At 42.7% G+C, this 16,841-nt stretch carries 17 protein-coding genes; 12 read left to right on the forward strand and 5 right to left on the reverse strand.

Features of this window, described 5'->3' with window-relative positions; all coding sequences use genetic code 11:
* The 12 genes from KSW37_RS10725 to KSW37_RS16040 all read left to right on the forward strand — a co-directional run.
* Positions 1-894: hypothetical protein (locus KSW37_RS10725; protein WP_217743473.1), on the forward strand; the 894-nt coding region annotated here is incomplete at its 5' end.
* Positions 895-906: 12 nt separating this feature from the next.
* Complete coding sequence (locus KSW37_RS10730; protein WP_217314460.1) at positions 907-1,128, forward strand: hypothetical protein; 222 nt, start codon at positions 907-909, stop codon at positions 1,126-1,128.
* Positions 1,129-1,365: 237 nt separating this feature from the next.
* A complete protein-coding gene (locus KSW37_RS10735; RefSeq protein ID WP_217314461.1) occupies positions 1,366-2,400 on the forward strand; it encodes a zinc ribbon domain-containing protein in 1,035 nt (344 codons plus the stop codon).
* Between the two features lie 17 nt (positions 2,401-2,417).
* On the forward strand, positions 2,418-3,122 hold the full coding sequence (locus KSW37_RS10740) for an FHA domain-containing protein (RefSeq protein ID WP_119236436.1): 705 nt from the start codon (positions 2,418-2,420) through the stop codon (positions 3,120-3,122).
* A gap of 4 nt (positions 3,123-3,126) precedes the next feature.
* Positions 3,127-5,100, forward strand: a complete 1,974-nt coding sequence (locus tag KSW37_RS10745; RefSeq protein WP_217314462.1) for a leucine-rich repeat domain-containing protein — start codon at positions 3,127-3,129, stop codon at positions 5,098-5,100.
* 30 nt (positions 5,101-5,130) lie between these two features.
* Entirely contained in the window at positions 5,131-7,869 is a 2,739-nt protein-coding gene (locus KSW37_RS10750; protein WP_217314463.1) for a zinc ribbon domain-containing protein, read from the forward strand.
* Positions 7,870-7,890: 21 nt separating this feature from the next.
* Positions 7,891-8,076: a hypothetical protein gene (locus KSW37_RS10755; protein WP_153122259.1), complete on the forward strand. Its 186-nt coding sequence runs from the start codon at positions 7,891-7,893 to the stop codon at positions 8,074-8,076.
* A 116-nt stretch (positions 8,077-8,192) separates the two neighbouring features.
* Positions 8,193-8,777, forward strand: a complete 585-nt coding sequence (locus KSW37_RS10760; protein ID WP_119236429.1) for a hypothetical protein — start codon at positions 8,193-8,195, stop codon at positions 8,775-8,777.
* A 22-nt stretch (positions 8,778-8,799) separates the two neighbouring features.
* Positions 8,800-9,330 carry a hypothetical protein gene (locus tag KSW37_RS16035; protein ID WP_254368624.1) on the forward strand — a complete coding sequence of 177 codons (531 nt, stop codon included), beginning with the start codon at positions 8,800-8,802 and terminating at the stop codon, positions 9,328-9,330.
* Entirely contained in the window at positions 9,311-9,556 is a 246-nt protein-coding gene (locus KSW37_RS10770; protein WP_118312880.1) for a hypothetical protein, read from the forward strand. The genes KSW37_RS16035 and KSW37_RS10770 overlap by 20 nt, the downstream gene beginning before the upstream one ends.
* Before the next feature lie 4 nt (positions 9,557-9,560).
* A complete protein-coding gene (locus tag KSW37_RS10775) occupies positions 9,561-11,120 on the forward strand; it encodes an ATP-binding protein (RefSeq protein ID WP_217314464.1) in 1,560 nt (519 codons plus the stop codon).
* A 61-nt stretch (positions 11,121-11,181) separates the two neighbouring features.
* Positions 11,182-12,210, forward strand: a complete 1,029-nt coding sequence (locus KSW37_RS16040) for a hypothetical protein (protein WP_254368625.1) — start codon at positions 11,182-11,184, stop codon at positions 12,208-12,210.
* Between the two features lie 180 nt (positions 12,211-12,390).
* Here the strand turns inward: KSW37_RS16040 and KSW37_RS10790 are convergent, their stop codons facing one another.
* From KSW37_RS10790 to KSW37_RS10810, 5 genes are read right to left on the reverse strand one after another with little or no spacing between them, the layout of a single operon-like run.
* Positions 12,391-14,565, reverse strand: coding sequence for a TonB-dependent receptor (locus tag KSW37_RS10790; RefSeq protein ID WP_217314465.1), 2,175 nt, complete (start codon positions 14,563-14,565; stop codon positions 12,391-12,393).
* Positions 14,566-14,600: 35 nt separating this feature from the next.
* Positions 14,601-15,083: a calycin-like domain-containing protein gene (locus tag KSW37_RS10795; protein ID WP_217314466.1), complete on the reverse strand. Its 483-nt coding sequence runs from the start codon at positions 15,081-15,083 to the stop codon at positions 14,601-14,603.
* A 58-nt stretch (positions 15,084-15,141) separates the two neighbouring features.
* Positions 15,142-15,486 carry a DUF2149 domain-containing protein gene (locus tag KSW37_RS10800; protein ID WP_119228865.1) on the reverse strand — a complete coding sequence of 115 codons (345 nt, stop codon included), beginning with the start codon at positions 15,484-15,486 and terminating at the stop codon, positions 15,142-15,144.
* Between the two features lie 35 nt (positions 15,487-15,521).
* A complete protein-coding gene (locus KSW37_RS10805; protein WP_217314467.1) occupies positions 15,522-16,112 on the reverse strand; it encodes a MotA/TolQ/ExbB proton channel family protein in 591 nt (196 codons plus the stop codon).
* Positions 16,112-16,801: a hypothetical protein gene (locus KSW37_RS10810; RefSeq protein WP_217314468.1), complete on the reverse strand. Its 690-nt coding sequence runs from the start codon at positions 16,799-16,801 to the stop codon at positions 16,112-16,114. Before KSW37_RS10810 ends, KSW37_RS10805 begins: the two co-directional genes overlap by 1 nt.
* Positions 16,802-16,841 lie beyond the last annotated feature (40 nt).

Raw genomic sequence — 16,841 nt, forward strand, 5'->3', positions numbered from 1 at the left:
GTTCTACCCTATGTGATACACCCCAAAACGGCCGTTCTCGGACGGGCTGGGGGGGGCAGTTTGTTAGATGAAATTCTTCAGCGAATTGATGAAGGAAATGGACTGCCAGAAAAAACATTAAAGATTGAAACCCAAAGTCATATTGACGACACAGACATCCATAGTGTTCCAGATGGTTTAATCTCTTGCAACTATGCTTTCAACATTTATATTGAAAGCAAACTGTCTGATGTCATCAATCTAACCCAACTAGAAAATCACAAGAAGTTGATTGTCGAAGACAGAGATGAACGCAATAAACTCATCTATATCACTACACACGACAAACGACCAGAAATTCTTCCCCAAGAGATAATATGGACTAATTGGACCACCTTGATGAATATCCTCAATGACTATCAGCAAGATGTTCCGAATCCAGTCCTCAGCTATCTCATAGAACAGTTTGAGCTTCTTATTACCTCATTAGGTTTATATGATGATCACGAAAACCGCGTCATCATAGTAGGCGGAAGATGGGGTGAGCCTATTGCTTTGGAATATAATTTCTATGCCTGCCAAGGCGGTAGAAGATTCAAGAATGCCAAATACTTAGCATTCTATTACGCTCAAAGAATCCAATATCTCTTTGAAATTGAAAAAAAACTAGAAAATGTAGATATCAGAGAGTTAAAAGAATATGTTCCAAAAGAGTACTTTGCTAAAAAGGAACCTCTATACAAACCAGAGAAACGAACATTCTTCAAACTCAAGAAAATAGAAGAATTCACACCTGCCATTCAAAATGATTCTTTCGGAAAGACAGGAAGACGTATAGCCTTCACACAAGGCCAGACCTACACCACTCTTGAAAGAATCCGAAAGGCAAAAGTGACCTCAGAACTTAGATTTTAAATACACTATATTATGGCAACAACTGTAAAAGAAGGTAATTTTATTTACCGCATTAATCCAGACAAGCCCACTGAGCTTCAAAGAGCCACGATGGGGAGTAACAGCTGGAGTTTCGTCTGCGGATGTAATGGTGCCCAGATCTTTGACATTATCACCAAGGGCAGTGATATCATCATGAGCACGTCAATGGGTACGTATGTCCGTTCACATAGTGGAACTGTAACAAAGAAATAAACTTTCAATTTACAAATAAATTATTCAAGCAATGATTGCTATACTAGGATTCATAGGCATATTGGTTTTAGGCTTTGTCATCCTCGGTCTAATCGGTTGGGGAGTACAAGCCTTAGGTCTATTTGCCTCTTTCCTAGGGGAAGGTATCACAGGATGTATCGGATGTTTCTGTAAATTCATTTGGTTTTTCATTTTAGCATTCGTCTTGATATGTTTAATTCTATAAAATAAATATACATGATAAAGAATTGCCCATATTGTAACACAGCATTACCAGAGAACTGGCAATTTCCACGATGTCCCTATTGTGGAAAGGAATTGCCAGCAGAAGAACCTGCCAATACAGGCTTCTCTATGGGTGATGCCAACGCTATATCAGGAGGCGTACACATAGACTCTCACAATGTGTCGACTACGAATATCACGAATATAGAACGTGACAAGACCAATGAAGAATTAGAGCAGGAAAAGATTGTGAAATACAAGCAACTCTGCCAACAAGTCTATGCTGACGGTCGTATAGATTCTCATGAAGCCAAGCAGATGGAGGATATGAGACTGACCCTGGGATTAGACGAAGAAACTGCCTTCAATATTCAGGAGCAGGTAAGAAAGAACAGATTGCAACAATCTTCCAACAATCTCAATCCCATCGTTAAGGTAACCATCAATCAGGTCATCTCACTTGCTAAGTCTGACAAAACAGATATGTTAAGACTGAGCATTTCAAGACTTGAGTCACTTGCCAACAAATACAACGTAGAAGAAGTACAATTCTACTATTATTTGATTTTGTCAGCTTTAGAGCCACAAAAGTGCATTTCCGATTATACGAATCGAACAACAGATAACTATTGGCAAGCTTTTTGGACCTATATCGCTTATCTAAATACCGACCAGATTGGTGAAGCCGAAGAGATACTCGCCAACATGGAAATCTTCGACAACCAGCCATACGGCAATATTACATTATTGGCTGCCACAAGCAGTCTGTATCAATATTGGTCAAATGTAGATATGGCAGATTACCTGGAGCAAGCCAAGATGTTCCTAGAACAAGGCAGTATTGACCATAGCGAGATATTAGACAGATTCACGCAAGTATTGATGCTGATAATCGAAAACGATGACGATGATAGCATACAGGAATTCCAAAAGGAATTCTCATTCTATTTCAATCATATATTCAATGTGGTTATGGAGAAGAAAAAGATAGCGAATATCAGAAAAATGATACCACCTATTCCAAAGATAGCTCCACTACCACACTAACATAAAACAATGAGAATATGGATATATTAGTAGGAAGAGGAGGAAATCAAGGAATGATTATTGATGACGAAAGCGTCAGCAAGATTCATTGCAAAATAGAAGTTCTCGATTCAGGAAGAATGGCTCTGACAAACCTGAGCGCGAAAGGAACTTGGCTCAATGGCATCAAGCTTATCAAACGAACACTTGTCAAGCCTGATGATGAATTGCGCCTTGGACCAACATACACAGTTCAGGTAAAAGAACTTCTCACACAAGAGAACTACAATGCATACACCAACTACATCTATGTAGCAGAACGATATAAGACAAAAGGAGATTTGGAGGCTTTTATCAACGCTGCTGCTAAATATTCTGCTGGAAACATGCCAAGTTATGTGATGCCAGTCGTCAAAAGTACGATGGCATATTACGAAATCCAAGAAGATAAGTTGTATGATGCACAAATGCTCTTGTATGAAGTTGGTGACCAATTATACGAGATGCAAGATGGAACTGAGCTGCTGCAAGGTATCTACGCTTCTATCTTGGATTTAGTAGGCAAACTCTATGTTGAGGTTGGCAAATACGAAGAAGCAAAGATTGCAGCCGATGCTGCTACAAAAATCTTCCATCGTATTAAGCCTGGACAGTTCAGTTCTTCAGAAGAGCAAATCGAATCTGTCACTCAGTTATCAGAAAGTATTAATGCAATTTTAGGTATAAATCAATTAAGACAATAGGGCTATGGGATTATTTAAGAAACTTTTTTCGATTCTCCAAGGAGATTCAGAAGAGAAAGATATAGAAAATCTTTCCGGTACTTCTAATTCACAGGAAACAAATTGCTGTGAAGAGAAGAAGCATCAAGCTGAAAAAAAGGTAAAAAAAGAAGTAAGCAAAACTTCTCAAGAGCCGATTCGCGAACAAAAAGAATTTTACACAAACGAAATCGAAAATAACGATAAAGAAAGTGTAAATTTGGAAGAGCTTAGTTTAGAAGAACTAGAAGAAATGCAGAAAAAGCTCGAAGTTGACGGAAAAAAAGCTAGACGAAGAGGCGATAAAAAGGCTGAAGAAAAATTGCATTCAGAGTGGCAAAATGTTAGATATACAATATGGAAGAGACAAAGTGAAAAAAAAGCAGAGAAAGGAGCTGTTGAAAAATCTCAAAAGTCAAATAGCCAGCAACCAAACAGTCACTCTACTCAAATAGAAGATAGCGACAAAAAAAAAGTCAATTTGGAAGAACTTAGTTTAGAAGAATTAGAAAAAATGCAGGAAAAGCTCTTCGTCGACATACAAAAAGCCAGACTTAGAGAAGACAAAGAAGCTGAGAAAGAAATGTATTCAGAGTGGAGAAATGTTAGATCTGCAGTTTGGATAAAAGAAAGAGAGAAAAAGGCTAAGGAAGAAACTGTAGCCAAGGCAAAGGCTGAAGAAGTTGCTGCTAAGGAAAAGGCTGAAGAAGAAGCTGCTGCTAAGGAAAAGGCTGAAGAAGAGGCTGCAAATCCAACCCTTGTAGACTCAAAATTTGCAAACCAATTAACTGATGGTGGGAAAAAAAAGAATGTAATATTGCCAGCTTCTGTATGTGAAATCGCTCAATGGGCCTTTGAAGGCAATAAGACGCTTGAACGTATCGATATGACGTCATGTAACAAGTTGACAATAATCGGGGAAAGAGCATTTTCTGGATGTGAAAATCTGACGAATATCATTTTCCCAGAAAATATAGAAGAAATTGGAGAGGAGGCGTTCTATGAATGTAAAGCTCTTGCTTCTGTTGACTTATCAAACTGCAAAAGGCTTAATAAAATCGGGAAAAATACATTTTCTGGATGTGAAAATCTGACGAATATTATTTTCCCAGAGAATATAGAAGAAATTGGAGTGCTTGCGTTCTCTAATTGCGAAGCTCTTGCTTCTGTTGACTTATCAAACTGCAAAAAGCTTGATAAAATCGGGGAATCCGCATTTAACTGGTGCCCTTCTCTCGAAGAAGTTCTTCTACCTGAAAGTTTATCTTCCATTGGAATGTCGGCTTTTTGTAGTTGTAAAATTAGAAACATAGATTTTTCAGCTTGCAAACTTCTCACGAAGTTTCCAGCTAACTTATTTAATGACTGTAAGTCTTTGGAAGAAGTCGTATGGCCACCACATCTAAAAGAAATTGGTGATATAGCCTTCAGCTGTTGCGAATCATTAAGACGAGTAGAACTACCAGACAGCGTAGAAGTTTTGGGAGAAGATATTTTCAAATGGTGTAAATTAAAATCTCTTTCGCTGCCTAAAGACATAAAAAAATTACCTACGTTAATAGGACTATCAGGCGAAATAAAGTCGTTAGACATGTCTAGATGCAAAAAGCTTAAAGTTCTAACAGCCCCTATAACTTGCTCTAGTAAGACCATAGTATTTCCTGTTGGAGTTGAGGAAATTGAGACAGCTGTCTTTAAATACAACAAACCTGGGCAATTTGAATCAATATTTCTTCCACCAACTATCAAAGAGGTTGAACTCAACTATTCTGCTGATGATGCCAATGTATATTGCTATGCGCCAGAATTAGAGAACGTAAAAGACATCATAGAGAAATGTGCATGCTTATTAGTGTTACCACAATACTATGACAGCTATTTAGACCAAGCTGTAGCAGAAGGCGCAGAAGGATATTTAGACAAAATTCCAGAAGACAAGTTCTACTTCTACGATGAATAGTTTTATAACTAATAATTAAGTTTTGAGAATATGAAATGTCCAAAATGTGGGTATCCAGTTTTACCCAAATTTACGAAATGTCCTCATTGTGGCGAAAGCCTCATCAAAGAGGACAATAACACGAACCTTCCCGATGCTAATGACTTTAGCATCGTAAAGGGACGTGCCATTTGGAATGTACAAAAGGGAGAAATCGCTCATCTCATCAAAGAGACTGAGCTGATTAATACCGATGGTCTAAAAGGTGTAATTGTACAAGAAGGATGTAGTGCCATTGTTTTTATGAATGGAATCATCACTTCCATTATGCAAGCTGGCATTTACTCTTTTCCAACAAAAGAGCCAACCCCTGCTATAAGACCTGTCGTGCCAAGCGAGCCTAAAGCGGGAGACAAGACAAACGACTTCACAGGATTTGCAAATGGCGAATCAGCCATAGGACGAGGAATCAGAAATTTCCTTTTTGGCAAGAAAAAAGATGAAAAGCCAGAGCAACATGAAAAGAGAGTGGATCGCACTAAAGAAAAAATCAACAAGTTGCCTGATCTTAAGACTTGCCGTATCTATATCGTAAGCAACAGACTGTTTAATCTGTTCTTCGACCTACAAGTTGATGAAGAAGGTAATTACGACTTCGCTCCTTTTGTCATCGCCACAAAAACGGTAGATGCCAAGATTGCACTATCACTGCAAATGCAAGTTACCAACATGAATGAATTTGTTGGCAACTATCTGACAGACCAACAATCAGTCAGTACTGTATTGTTCCAGCAACAATTGAGAACATGCGTTAAGAGTACATTGACGCAACTATTGCGCAATCTTGATTATCAACAAGATGGCTTACCGGAGCCTATTATCATCAATCTGAAGAATCGCATCAAATCAGCTTGTAACGAACAGCTATATGGCATTGAAGTTACCAAGGTACTTGACATAACTGACGAAAGTGAAGATTTCAATCGTTTCCGTTCTGCCGAGCACGATTTGTTTGTCAACGAGAAAGAATTGGACTATCTCACTAGATCCAACGAATTCCGCAATCGTCTCGAACAAGAGAAGAATAAGCAAGAAGCTAATCAGGCAGCCAATGCTGAATCTTTGCGACAAACCTTACAAAGCATCAATAAGGACAAATTGCTGAGTGAGGATGAAATGGAGCAGTTCGTCATGATGATGGATAGCCAAAAACGTCTTCGTGAAGCTAAGACAAAACAAGAAGAATATGAGGCACTTAGCGACATGAAGAAGAGTCGTCTTGTAAAGGAAGAGGACATTGCTGCTCTGGAAAATGTTCTTGCTCAAAACAAAGTAAGCAGAGACAGCATCGTTGACTTAATGCGTGCCCAAGCTGAGCAAGACCTTGCCTTGAATAAACAAATAGCCGAGTTCAAGCTTTCAGACAACAAGAAAGACCATGATATAGCAAATGAGCTCAAAGATGCTCTACACAAAGGTAAACTTGCCAGCACCCAACTTGATACGAAACGCATTATTGACGCTTATCAGGATGAACGCCGCAAGAAGGAAGATGACTACACTTTTGCCCAGCAGCAGCGTAAGGATGATTATCAATTCCAGCAGGAACAGAAACTAGAAGATAGTTCTTTCAATCGTCAAAAACGACAAAACGACTGGGAGTTTAGCAACCAGCAAAGACAAAGCGATTGGGAATTCAATAATCAGCAGCGACAGCAAGACGCTGATTTCAAGTCCCGTGTACAGAATGAAGATTATGACTTTCAAAAGCAGCAACGACAGCAAGACGCTGATTTCAAGTCCCGTGTACAGAATGAAGACTATGATTTCCAGAAGCAGCAGCGACAGGACAACAGAGACTTCTTGAAGCAACAGCGTGACTTCCAAGGAAAAGTACAGAACGACGACTACGAATTTTTGAAGAAGCAACGTCTCGATGAACACCAGTTTGAACAAGACAAGCGCAAGTTCCAAAGTCGTGTGCAGAACGAAGACTATGACTTCCAGAAGATGCAACGAGAGCAGGCCTTAAAGGAAGAGCAGAATCAAGCAGATTTTATGCGCCAACGTCAAAACAAGTTTGATGACTTGGATGTATTGGAGAGAAAAGCTGCGATTGCTCAACGTAACATGAAGGCAATGAAAGAAGCAGAACTTGCAGAACTTCAAGAGAAGAACCGCTCAGCAGAAACAATGCAGTCGATGAATCTCAATGTAGAGATGAACCGTGACAATCTCTTTGCCAATATGACTGCAGAGCAAATACGTGCAGCGCAGCTTTCTCACCTTTCAAGTGATGCTCAGGCAGAAATGGCAAAGTCTTATAGTTCTGAAAAGGAGAATGAACTTCGTGCACAACAACAAGCTGAACAGAAAGCCCTTTATGAGCAAATGATGCAAAATCAAATGGCGCAAAACAGTCAGAATCAAGAGATGATGATGAAAATGGCGCAAATGATGCAACAAGGCATGATGGGAATGGGCCAACAGCAAATGGCTGCTCAGCAACAGCGCTATGACGACCAGGTTGCTATGAAGCAAGAGTATCGTGAGAATGCGATGCGCCAGCAACAGCGTACAGATCATACTCAAGATAGTGCTTTAGACAACATCGGTAGAGTCAGCACAGCTGCTGCAAGCAACATGAATGCTTACGGAGGAAGAAACCAGCAATATCAGCAACCTTCCCAACCTCAACAGCCTGCTGCTCGCACCAAGACCTGCCCAAGTTGCGGAGCGGAATTTGATGCAGACGAGACATTCTGCCCAGAATGTGGATCTAGAGTATAATTTTTAAAAGAAATATATATTATGAACAAATTTAAATGTACATTAAAAGCTGACCGTGCCGGAATGAAGAAAGGTACAGTCATTGAGGTAACAACATCTCTCGCAAGTTGTGACGCTCACAACATCGCTGATGCATGTGAGGCAAAGTTTGGTAAGAAATCTCGTGATGCTTCCCATCCAAGTTACTGGGACATCAAGAAGGTATAACATAAGAAAGTGTAACTATAAAAAGAATGCTGGTATTTCAAAAAAATTCAGCATTTTTTTGAAATTTTCTCCCAAGATTACTATATTATATAAGGTATCACCAAAACAGAGTAATTATGACAGAGAAAGAAAAGAAGAGACTGGAAATGTACGAACAGCGATATGCTGAGAGTTGGAAGAAGCGAGAGATTAACGAGGAAGGTACGCTCAAACCTTTCTCCAAGGAAGAACTTGAGCATATCTTCATGCTCAACGACCACCTGAAAGAGCTCACTTCTTCCACTATCGACAAAACGCTTCGGGTATCGATACATCTCCTCGACGAAATAGAAAAAGGCTACAAGGACTTCGAGGACTATCAAATAGAGAGCTACATCGGAATGACTTACCTTGATGATGGCGACGAGACCTTGGAAGAACAAATCAGACTTACATTCGAAATGGCAAAGTGCGACATCATCGGATGGGGCGCTGATTTGGAACCTGGAGTGCAAGAGGACGATGCCTTCGACAAGGAGATGATATTCAATAATGAAGAAAATAGCATCGGACAACTCTGGAATGAAATTTGGGAGAAATATCATGTTTCGCTCAACTGGGCTTTCAGCCATTATTTCAACTATCTCTCCATCTTCACGGTGGAAGACATCATGAAAATCAAGCCCGGAAACTTCGAGATGAGTATTGAAATATCACTTTAACAAACAAAAGAAAGGGAAGAATATGGCAGCAAAAATGTCTTTATGTATTATCAAATACACCTATACTCAATACGCAGGGGTGGATATCGAAAAATATACTCGAGGACTATTCGAGTATGTGAAGGAAGCGTTTGGGGAGTTTCGACCACAAATGTCAGAGCCTGGAACTATACCTGATATGCCAGACTATCTGGATATCGTGCTCTGCAAAAAGGATGGAAGCATCTTCTACAAAATGGATATCGCAAGACGTGCCATCAACATCCCGCGCGACTTTCAGCTGGAAGGATTGGTCCTGGAAATCTCTATCACCAACTGTGATGGTACAAATTACAAGAAGAGACACCTATATCATCGTTTCGGGAATTGTAACGGAAAAGAGGATACCAAGTCGGACATGAGAAAACTGAAAATTCATAAAACTATCAGCAAAAGGAATCTTAACAATCAAGAAGGCAAAGACTCTGAAGGCATCAGAATACCTGAACTTAGACCACAGATTGACTTTCACGATTTTTTAAGACAATTATCCCATGACATACGAAAAATTTAAGCATTTGGCTGAGCATCCACAGCATCAGGATGTTCCTATCATCTTCAAACTCGAAGTGTTAGAAACGGAAGAGCTGGAGGAAAAGAAGCGTTCACATTATCCGAAATATAAGGTGAACACCTATTGTCCGCAAGCCTTCACCACGAAAAGAATAGAACTTTTCCCTCATAAAAGTTTGGTGGTATCATTTTTTTGTTGTAGCTTTGCAAATGAATTAATTCGATGACGCAATGGCAAGAAAATTATATCCTATAGGAATTCAGACATTTGAACGGATCCGCAAGGAGGATAAGTTCTATATAGATAAGACGGAATATGTCTATCGTATGACTCATACGGATGGAACGTATTTCTTCTTGAGTCGCCCACGCCGTTTCGGCAAATCGCTGCTGGTTTCAACCTTCCAAAGTTATTTCGAGGGAAAGAAGGAACTGTTCAAGGGGCTTGCCATCGAGAAGTTGGAGAAGGAGTGGAATACTTATCCTGTTCTGCACTTCGACCTGAGCAAGGGTAAGCATATGGAGAAGGAGCAGCTAGAAGAGCATCTGGGCTACCTTTTGGAAGATTATGAACAAAAGTATGGTATAGAAAAGCACCGTAACGGAAACAATAATCGGTTCAATGACTTGATAGAAGTGGTTTTCCAAAAGACAGGCAAGCAGGTGGTGGTGCTCATTGATGAATATGACGCTCCGCTGCTGGATGTGGCGCATGAAAAAGAAAAACTTGATGAGCTCCGTAACACAATGCGCAACTTCTATAGTCCTCTGAAGGGAAACGAGTCTATGCTTCGATTTGTCTTTATGACGGGCATCACGAAGTTTTCGCAGCTCAGCATCTTCAGCGAGCTGAACAACATCACCAACGTGAGTATGGACGAGCCTTACGCCGGCATCTGCGGCATCACCAAGGAGGAAATGTTAACCCAGATGAGTGATGACATCGACGCTCTTGCCAAGCATCTAGAACTGAGCAGGGAGGAGACCATCCAGGAACTCAAAGACCATTATGATGGTTATCACTTCACATGGCCATCGCCTGATATTTTCAATCCTTATAGCTTGCTCAATTGTTTCGCAAAACAAGATTTGAGAGCTTTTTGGTTTGAGTCTGGCACACCTGTTTATCTTATCAACATGATGAGAAAATTCAAGGTTCTTCCTTCTATGTTGGGCAGGATGAGAGCCAAGGCTTCCTCTTTTGATGCTGCTACGGAAAAAATGACTAGTTTGTTGCCTTTGCTTTACCAAAGCGGATATTCCACCATCAAAGGGTACGAGAAAAAGACCAGGGTTTATACCTTGGATATTCCAAATCGAGAAATTTTTATCGGTCTTTATGAGAGCTTGTTGCCTGGATATGTGCAGTCGGAATCTGATGAAGGAAAGGTGGTGATAGCTGATATTTCCACCTATCTGGAAGACAAGGATATGGAAGGGGCGTTACAACTCTTGGCAGACTTCTTGGCGACGGTGCCTTATTGTGCCAATACGGATTATGAGGGACATTACCAGCAGATGTTTTATATCATCTTTGCCTTGCTTACTGACTACAATATTATTGTGGAGCAGCACACGGCTAAAGGGAGAATCGACATCACGATGGAGACTGCCGACACCATCTATGTGATGGAACTGAAATTCAATAAGAGTGCGCAAGAGGCATTAGATCAAATCAATGACAAGCATTATGCCCAAGCCTTTGCCTTGAAGAATAAGGAAATTGTAAAGGTGGGCTTGAACTTCTCTGTCAAAGACGAGGTGAATACTCTGGAATGGGTGATTTCCTAACACTGAGGGGTTAGCCGATGGATTACGATTGACTTTCACAAATTCTTAAAATAACCATCCCATGACATACGAAGAATTCAAGCAATTGGCTGAGCATCCACAGCATCGGGATGTTCCTGCCATCTTCAAGCTCGAAGTTTTAGAAACAGAAGAGCTGGAGGAGAAAAAGCGTTCACATTATCCGAAATACAAGGTGAACACCTATTGTCCGCAAGCCTTCACCACAACTCTGGAGGAGGCTGAGAGACTGATGCACCAGGATGTCCTTTACCGCAAGAAGATGAAGGAGGAAGACGACTATCCGCTGGATACCTTCTGCTATTATATCTCGGAGATTCCAATGGGACTGTTGCACTACGACCGCGAATGTCTTTCGGAAAGGATGTATAATGGGGAAGGAAAACTGATCGACCGGTCTTACTGCTGTTCGCGTTTCAGCATTTACTATCCCGGAGTCTGCGATTTGCCTGCATACGACCGTCATCCTGACGAGACCTTCCGAGGCAGAAACGCAGAACAGATTAGATTCCAGAAAGGTGACATCGTGGAAATATATCGTGGCGATGAGGTAAAACTTGCCATCGTTGTCGGTACTCCGCTTACCACCGAATGGATCTGGGAGAGAAACCAGGCTGCCAAGGATAAAAGGGGATTGGATGAACTGCCATATGATGAGACGGATGACAGCTATACCGTGATAGATGGTCCTGGTTACGAGTACCACGACCACGTTCCGTCGCTGTATGTCTTCGCCCCTCACTATCATGTGCCGCTCTATCTTCTGAGACGATTCAAGGGGTATCTGGAAAAGGCTGAGAAAAAGCAGAAAGAAGAGGAGGAGAAAGACAGGATTTTCCGCCAGGCTCACGACTGCTGCTACAGCAACAAGGAACAGATAGAGAAGTCTGAAAAGTGCGGCTGCTTCTTCTGCGGCGAAATCTTCACGCCATCCGAAATCACGGATTACCTCCCTGATGAGCCGCCTACAGCTGAATGTCCCTTCTGTTTTACCGACTCCGTAATAGGTGATGCCTCCGGCTTCCCTATCACCAAGGATTTCTTGAAGAAAATGAAGAAGAGATGGTTCTAGGGCGTTTTTTCAATGTTTTCATCTATCTTCCTCCCCTATCTCATGGGGGCAGTATCAGTTTTGAAAACGGACATAAAAAATGCGATAGCACCGCCCTAACTACCTGTTTTTATACAGTTAGAGGGGTGCTATTAATAAAAAAGAAGCAGGATGGAAGACTGGTCCACCCTGCTATTTTTATTAGAATACCTTTACGAAACGGTCGATATCGATAGAAAGACCTACTGAGAAGGTGCGGCCGGTGGTCATCGCAGAACTCCAATAATAGTTCTTTGGCGTATAACCGAAAAGATTATCTACCGTAAAGTTCAGATTGACGGCATCCAGGAATCGCTGCTGAAGCGTGAACTTCCACAACTGATAACTGCTGTCATGCTTCTTGATGTTCGTATCAGGAGAAGACAGGTATCTGCCTGACAGAGCGGCATTGATGCGATAGAACGAACAGAGCTGGCGATCGTAGTCGAGACGCCAGGTGGCGGTATGAGGACGAGGCTGGGAGAACTGGGAATCTACACTTCTGCCACCCACATGGAGATAACTGTAGTCGAGTTTCACACCGAGGCCCATATCCGAACGATACTGGGCACTGAAGTCGATGCCGCTCACCTCTACTCCATCCTCATTGCAATAACGGGAAGCCACATCCGGCTGACCGGTTCCCGGGGTATAATCGGCATAATCCTCGGTAGTGATGCGCTTATCATACTTATTATAATAGCCCATCAGGGTAAGACTATACTGACCGGTAAAGAAGCCAGCATTCTTCACCCTTCCGGTATGCTCCAGCGCCAGGTTGTAGTTGTCGCTCTTCTCCGGCTTCAGATCCGGATTACCGTAAATCATCTGCATACCTGCCATATCAAAATTCATATACATCTCCTTGAGCGTTGGGGCACGGAATCCGCCGGCATAGTTGGCACGGATGGAGAAACCCTTCCACTTAGTCATCAGAGCCAGACGACCGGTAGTAGCATGCTGGCTGGATGCAGAGAAGTAATCATGACGAAGACTTGCCACGATGTTCAACCACTGCAAAGGATTGTAATCGAACTGGGCGAAGGCATCACATGAATTCTGATTCTTTGATTCATTATCCTCAAACTGATAGGTGGTAAGATAATCGTTCAGGAAATCTGCACCTACCGTCAATGTATTCTTGCCGAAGATATGGGAATAGAGGGCACGGACGGTGTTCTGACGGTTGGTATAATCGTGGTCGTGAGTACGTTCATCATTCACATATCGAGCCTTGTCATACTGGTCGAAGCCGTAAGAAATCTCCAAATTATCATTCTCAGAAAGATTCATCACGGTTTTCAGTCCGGCAGAATAATCCATGTAATGATCATCATAGTTGCTGCGCTTGCTGATACGATTGAAATAACCGCCACGACCTATCAGTTTTACCTTATCAGAGAGCTTGTAGGTAAGACGCTCCTTCACATTGAAGGTCTCTCCACCATAGATATGGAGGATGTTGGATTCTGTATCGAAAGGACTGGTAAGCTGAACCTCATCCGATGTGGTGCGCTGGATGCTGGTCTGCGAATTCCATTTTCCGGCATTGAAGCTGAAGCTTCCACCGTGGCGCCACTCCTTGTTGAAGTCGTTGTAGCGGGTATTGACATTGGCAGTCCAAGGTTCGCTGTTTTCACGGGAGATGATGTTGACAACTCCGGCTACGGCATTGGCGCCATAGAGCGCCGAAGCAGCACCCTTTACTATCTCGATACGTCCTACATTATCCAAGTTCAGACGACTATAATCTACATTATCCATGGTTTCACCAGCCAATCGCTCGCCATCTACGAGGAAGAGCACGGCGTTTCCACCGAAACCATTCATGTTGAGAGAAGTCTCCTGATTCATGGCATAGCCGAATTCCAGACCCGGCATCTGCTCGGTGAGGAGGTCCTGGATATTGGTAGCATCAGCTATCTTGATATCATTGGCGGTAATCAGACGGGTTACCACAGGAGCATCCTTCAAAGCCTTCGGAGTTCGGGTTGCGGTAACTACCACCTGGTCGAGGGCAGTAGCATCCGGTTGAAGGCGAAGCACATGCTGCTCACCTTTTCTCTCATCCGCTTTCAGTACGAAAGTCTGAGTCTGATAGCCCACAAAGCTCACCTTCACTCTCACCGCTCCATCCTTGCTGTAAGGAATGCGGAAATATCCGTCTTCATCAGTTGTTACCCCATCCTTTGCATGCAAAATCTGGACGGTAGCACCCGCCAGAGGTGCGCCCGAATCATCGAGCACTCTACCCACGACATCGCCCTGGGTTTCGGCTTTCAGATTCAGGCACAATCCGCAAAGGATCAGGAATAGTGCGAATATCTTTTGTTTCATCTAGTTATATCAAAGCTTATCCTGAAACAATCTTCTTATTTTGTACAAACAAACTTACCAATCATTGGCATAGGCATCTTGCCATACTGCACAGAATAGTTGACGGTCAGGGTTTTGTCCTTCAATGTACCCTGCAAAGTAACTGTGTACTTCTTCTCTGCACCATTTACGGTAATAGTACCGGCATAGCTTTCCTGAGAGAAAGCATAAGCACCTTTAGAACCGGAAACCTTTACTGCAGGAACCTCCAGAGCAGGAAGAGCCATCATGCCCTCGCCACAAGCAGGTAAGGTAACCTTGACTGTAGCATCATCAACAGCCTCAATCTTCATGGTAAGGTTTTCGTATGTAGAAGCCTCACCCATTACGGTCATATCCAGGGTGCTGGTGTATGAACCAGCAATCTCCTTGGCTGCAGCTACTGCTACATTATCATCATCACTGCTGCAAGAGCTGAATGCTACACACATAGAAACCAAAGCCAACATCATGGCCATCATTGTCTTAAACTTTTTCATTTTTCTTTATTTTTCTTTTAGTTACAATAATCTGTTCAAGGGGATTTGCAATCCCCATTTATTTATCTTCCGGAACATAGATGATTTCACCATTCTCCAGCTGGTAAGCGATACCCACCTTCTTTCCTTTGTTGCCAGATTTATTGCTCTGGTCTTCAGAAGGAGTATAGCGATTGATCTTCTGTCCATCCTTGGTAATGATTTCCATATTCTCCTTGCCAGGGTTCTTCACCATCGTGAAGTTATCCTTGCTGAACATTTCCGTCATATTATAGCGCGAAACGAGTGCCACCATCAGGGCAAGGGCAAACACCATCGCCACATCGAAGAGGTTGCTCACTACGCTCATCGGATCATCATCCTCGCCATCATGCGAGAGACGACTTCTACGTCTTTGTCTCATAAATTATTACTATTGAATTCTTCACTCTTCGTTCTTCACTCTTCACTTACAAGGTCTGCCATAAATTCAAGGTTGCTCATATCCTCGGTGTACCAGCGGTTCTTGGTCTGCTTGGTTACAAAACCGATGGCTGCAGAGAACAATCCCACTACGGTGGTAGCGAAAGCCACCTGCATATTGTAAGCCATCGAAGCAATATCACCGGTAGAAAGACCAACCAGAGCTGGACCCATCGGAATCAAGGTACCCATCAGTCCGAGCATCGGACCCATCTTCAGAAGTGTAGAAGGGAGAGAAAGCTCCTTCTCAACAAACTGGGCATACTGGTCGAGGATGCGGTTCACCTGCGCCTTGCTCTGGCGATTGTCCACGAGTTTCTTCATATAGGAAACGATGACAGCCTGCTTGTTCTTCGGCAAGCGATCGCCCAAGGTATCGATGTTATCGAGCGTCAGAGTGTTCATCTGTTCACGAATCTCCGCACCCGACTTGCGCTTTACAAGATACTGTCCGAAGAAACCTCCGAGGAGCAGCAAGGCTCTGAGGAAGAAGAAAATCAACAAAATAATCACAGGAACCAGCATGCCTGTGGAAATCCAAAACAATACGTCTGATATGTAATTCATTATACTCTATATTTTTTAATTTGATAATTGTAAACTGCCCATCCGATTGCCATTCCTACGATGACGATGGCGATGACACCCAGAAGCGAGAGGGCATCGAAACTGTTGAAGCCTGCCACGGCTGTCCTGCCATTCACCGTACCGATGATGCCCATCAATCCGAGCAGCACCTCTACCAGAAAAAGCAGTTCCAAGCGGATTGGTCGCTCCGGCAAGAGCCATCTCAAACCGTAGGTGAATACCGGTATCAAGACCAGCAGCACTACGGCAAGCACCCATGCCACAACCTGGAACGATACGCCGGGAAGCAGGAAGATGGTCATCACCAGAACGCTGAAAAGCACTGGGAAAACCAGCAAACCCGGGAAGAACTTCAGGAAGATGAAGAACACCCATTTGCGGCGGCTCACATGTTCTGAAGTCTTCAGATCTACGTGGTGCACACAGAAAAGCATCGTGAGTGCCACGTCGATACTCAGCAGCACCGCCATATCGAGCATCAGCTTCTGATCGGCTATCCAGGCCGCAATCTGCGTCTTCGACTGCTCAATGGCGAATGGCCAGGTCATTCCCACGAAGAAGGCTACGAGCACCGAGATGATCATAATCTCCTTCACTCCGTGGAAAGTCTGCTTCAGCACAAAACTGAAGCAAACCAATATCATCATTACTAAAACTAATGTCTCCACTATTTATAAATGTTTAGTTTGAGGGGGATATGTTATCCCC

Source organism: Segatella copri, assembly GCF_019127135.1.
GTDB lineage: Bacteria > Bacteroidota > Bacteroidia > Bacteroidales > Bacteroidaceae > Prevotella.

Excerpts from the sequence above, each read along its gene's own strand:
- KSW37_RS16040 (WP_254368625.1), top strand. The coding sequence starts at position 11,182 with ATGACATACGAAGAATTCAAGCAATTGGCTGAGCATCCACAGCATCGG.
- KSW37_RS10775 (WP_217314464.1), top strand. The coding sequence starts at position 9,561 with ATGGCAAGAAAATTATATCCTATAGGAATTCAGACATTTGAACGGATC.
- KSW37_RS10790 (WP_217314465.1), bottom strand. The coding sequence starts at position 14,565 with ATGAAACAAAAGATATTCGCACTATTCCTGATCCTTTGCGGATTGTGC.
- KSW37_RS10770 (WP_118312880.1), top strand. The coding sequence starts at position 9,311 with ATGACATACGAAAAATTTAAGCATTTGGCTGAGCATCCACAGCATCAG.
- KSW37_RS10800 (WP_119228865.1), bottom strand. The coding sequence starts at position 15,486 with ATGAGACAAAGACGTAGAAGTCGTCTCTCGCATGATGGCGAGGATGAT.
- KSW37_RS10745 (WP_217314462.1), top strand. The coding sequence starts at position 3,127 with ATGGGATTATTTAAGAAACTTTTTTCGATTCTCCAAGGAGATTCAGAA.
- KSW37_RS10795 (WP_217314466.1), bottom strand. The coding sequence starts at position 15,083 with ATGAAAAAGTTTAAGACAATGATGGCCATGATGTTGGCTTTGGTTTCT.
- KSW37_RS10755 (WP_153122259.1), top strand. The coding sequence starts at position 7,891 with ATGAACAAATTTAAATGTACATTAAAAGCTGACCGTGCCGGAATGAAG.
- KSW37_RS10735 (WP_217314461.1), top strand. The coding sequence starts at position 1,366 with ATGATAAAGAATTGCCCATATTGTAACACAGCATTACCAGAGAACTGG.
- KSW37_RS10740 (WP_119236436.1), top strand. The coding sequence starts at position 2,418 with ATGGATATATTAGTAGGAAGAGGAGGAAATCAAGGAATGATTATTGAT.
- KSW37_RS16035 (WP_254368624.1), top strand. The coding sequence starts at position 8,800 with ATGGCAGCAAAAATGTCTTTATGTATTATCAAATACACCTATACTCAA.
- KSW37_RS10730 (WP_217314460.1), top strand. The coding sequence starts at position 907 with ATGGCAACAACTGTAAAAGAAGGTAATTTTATTTACCGCATTAATCCA.
- KSW37_RS10805 (WP_217314467.1), bottom strand. The coding sequence starts at position 16,112 with ATGAATTACATATCAGACGTATTGTTTTGGATTTCCACAGGCATGCTG.
- KSW37_RS10750 (WP_217314463.1), top strand. The coding sequence starts at position 5,131 with ATGAAATGTCCAAAATGTGGGTATCCAGTTTTACCCAAATTTACGAAA.
- KSW37_RS10760 (WP_119236429.1), top strand. The coding sequence starts at position 8,193 with ATGACAGAGAAAGAAAAGAAGAGACTGGAAATGTACGAACAGCGATAT.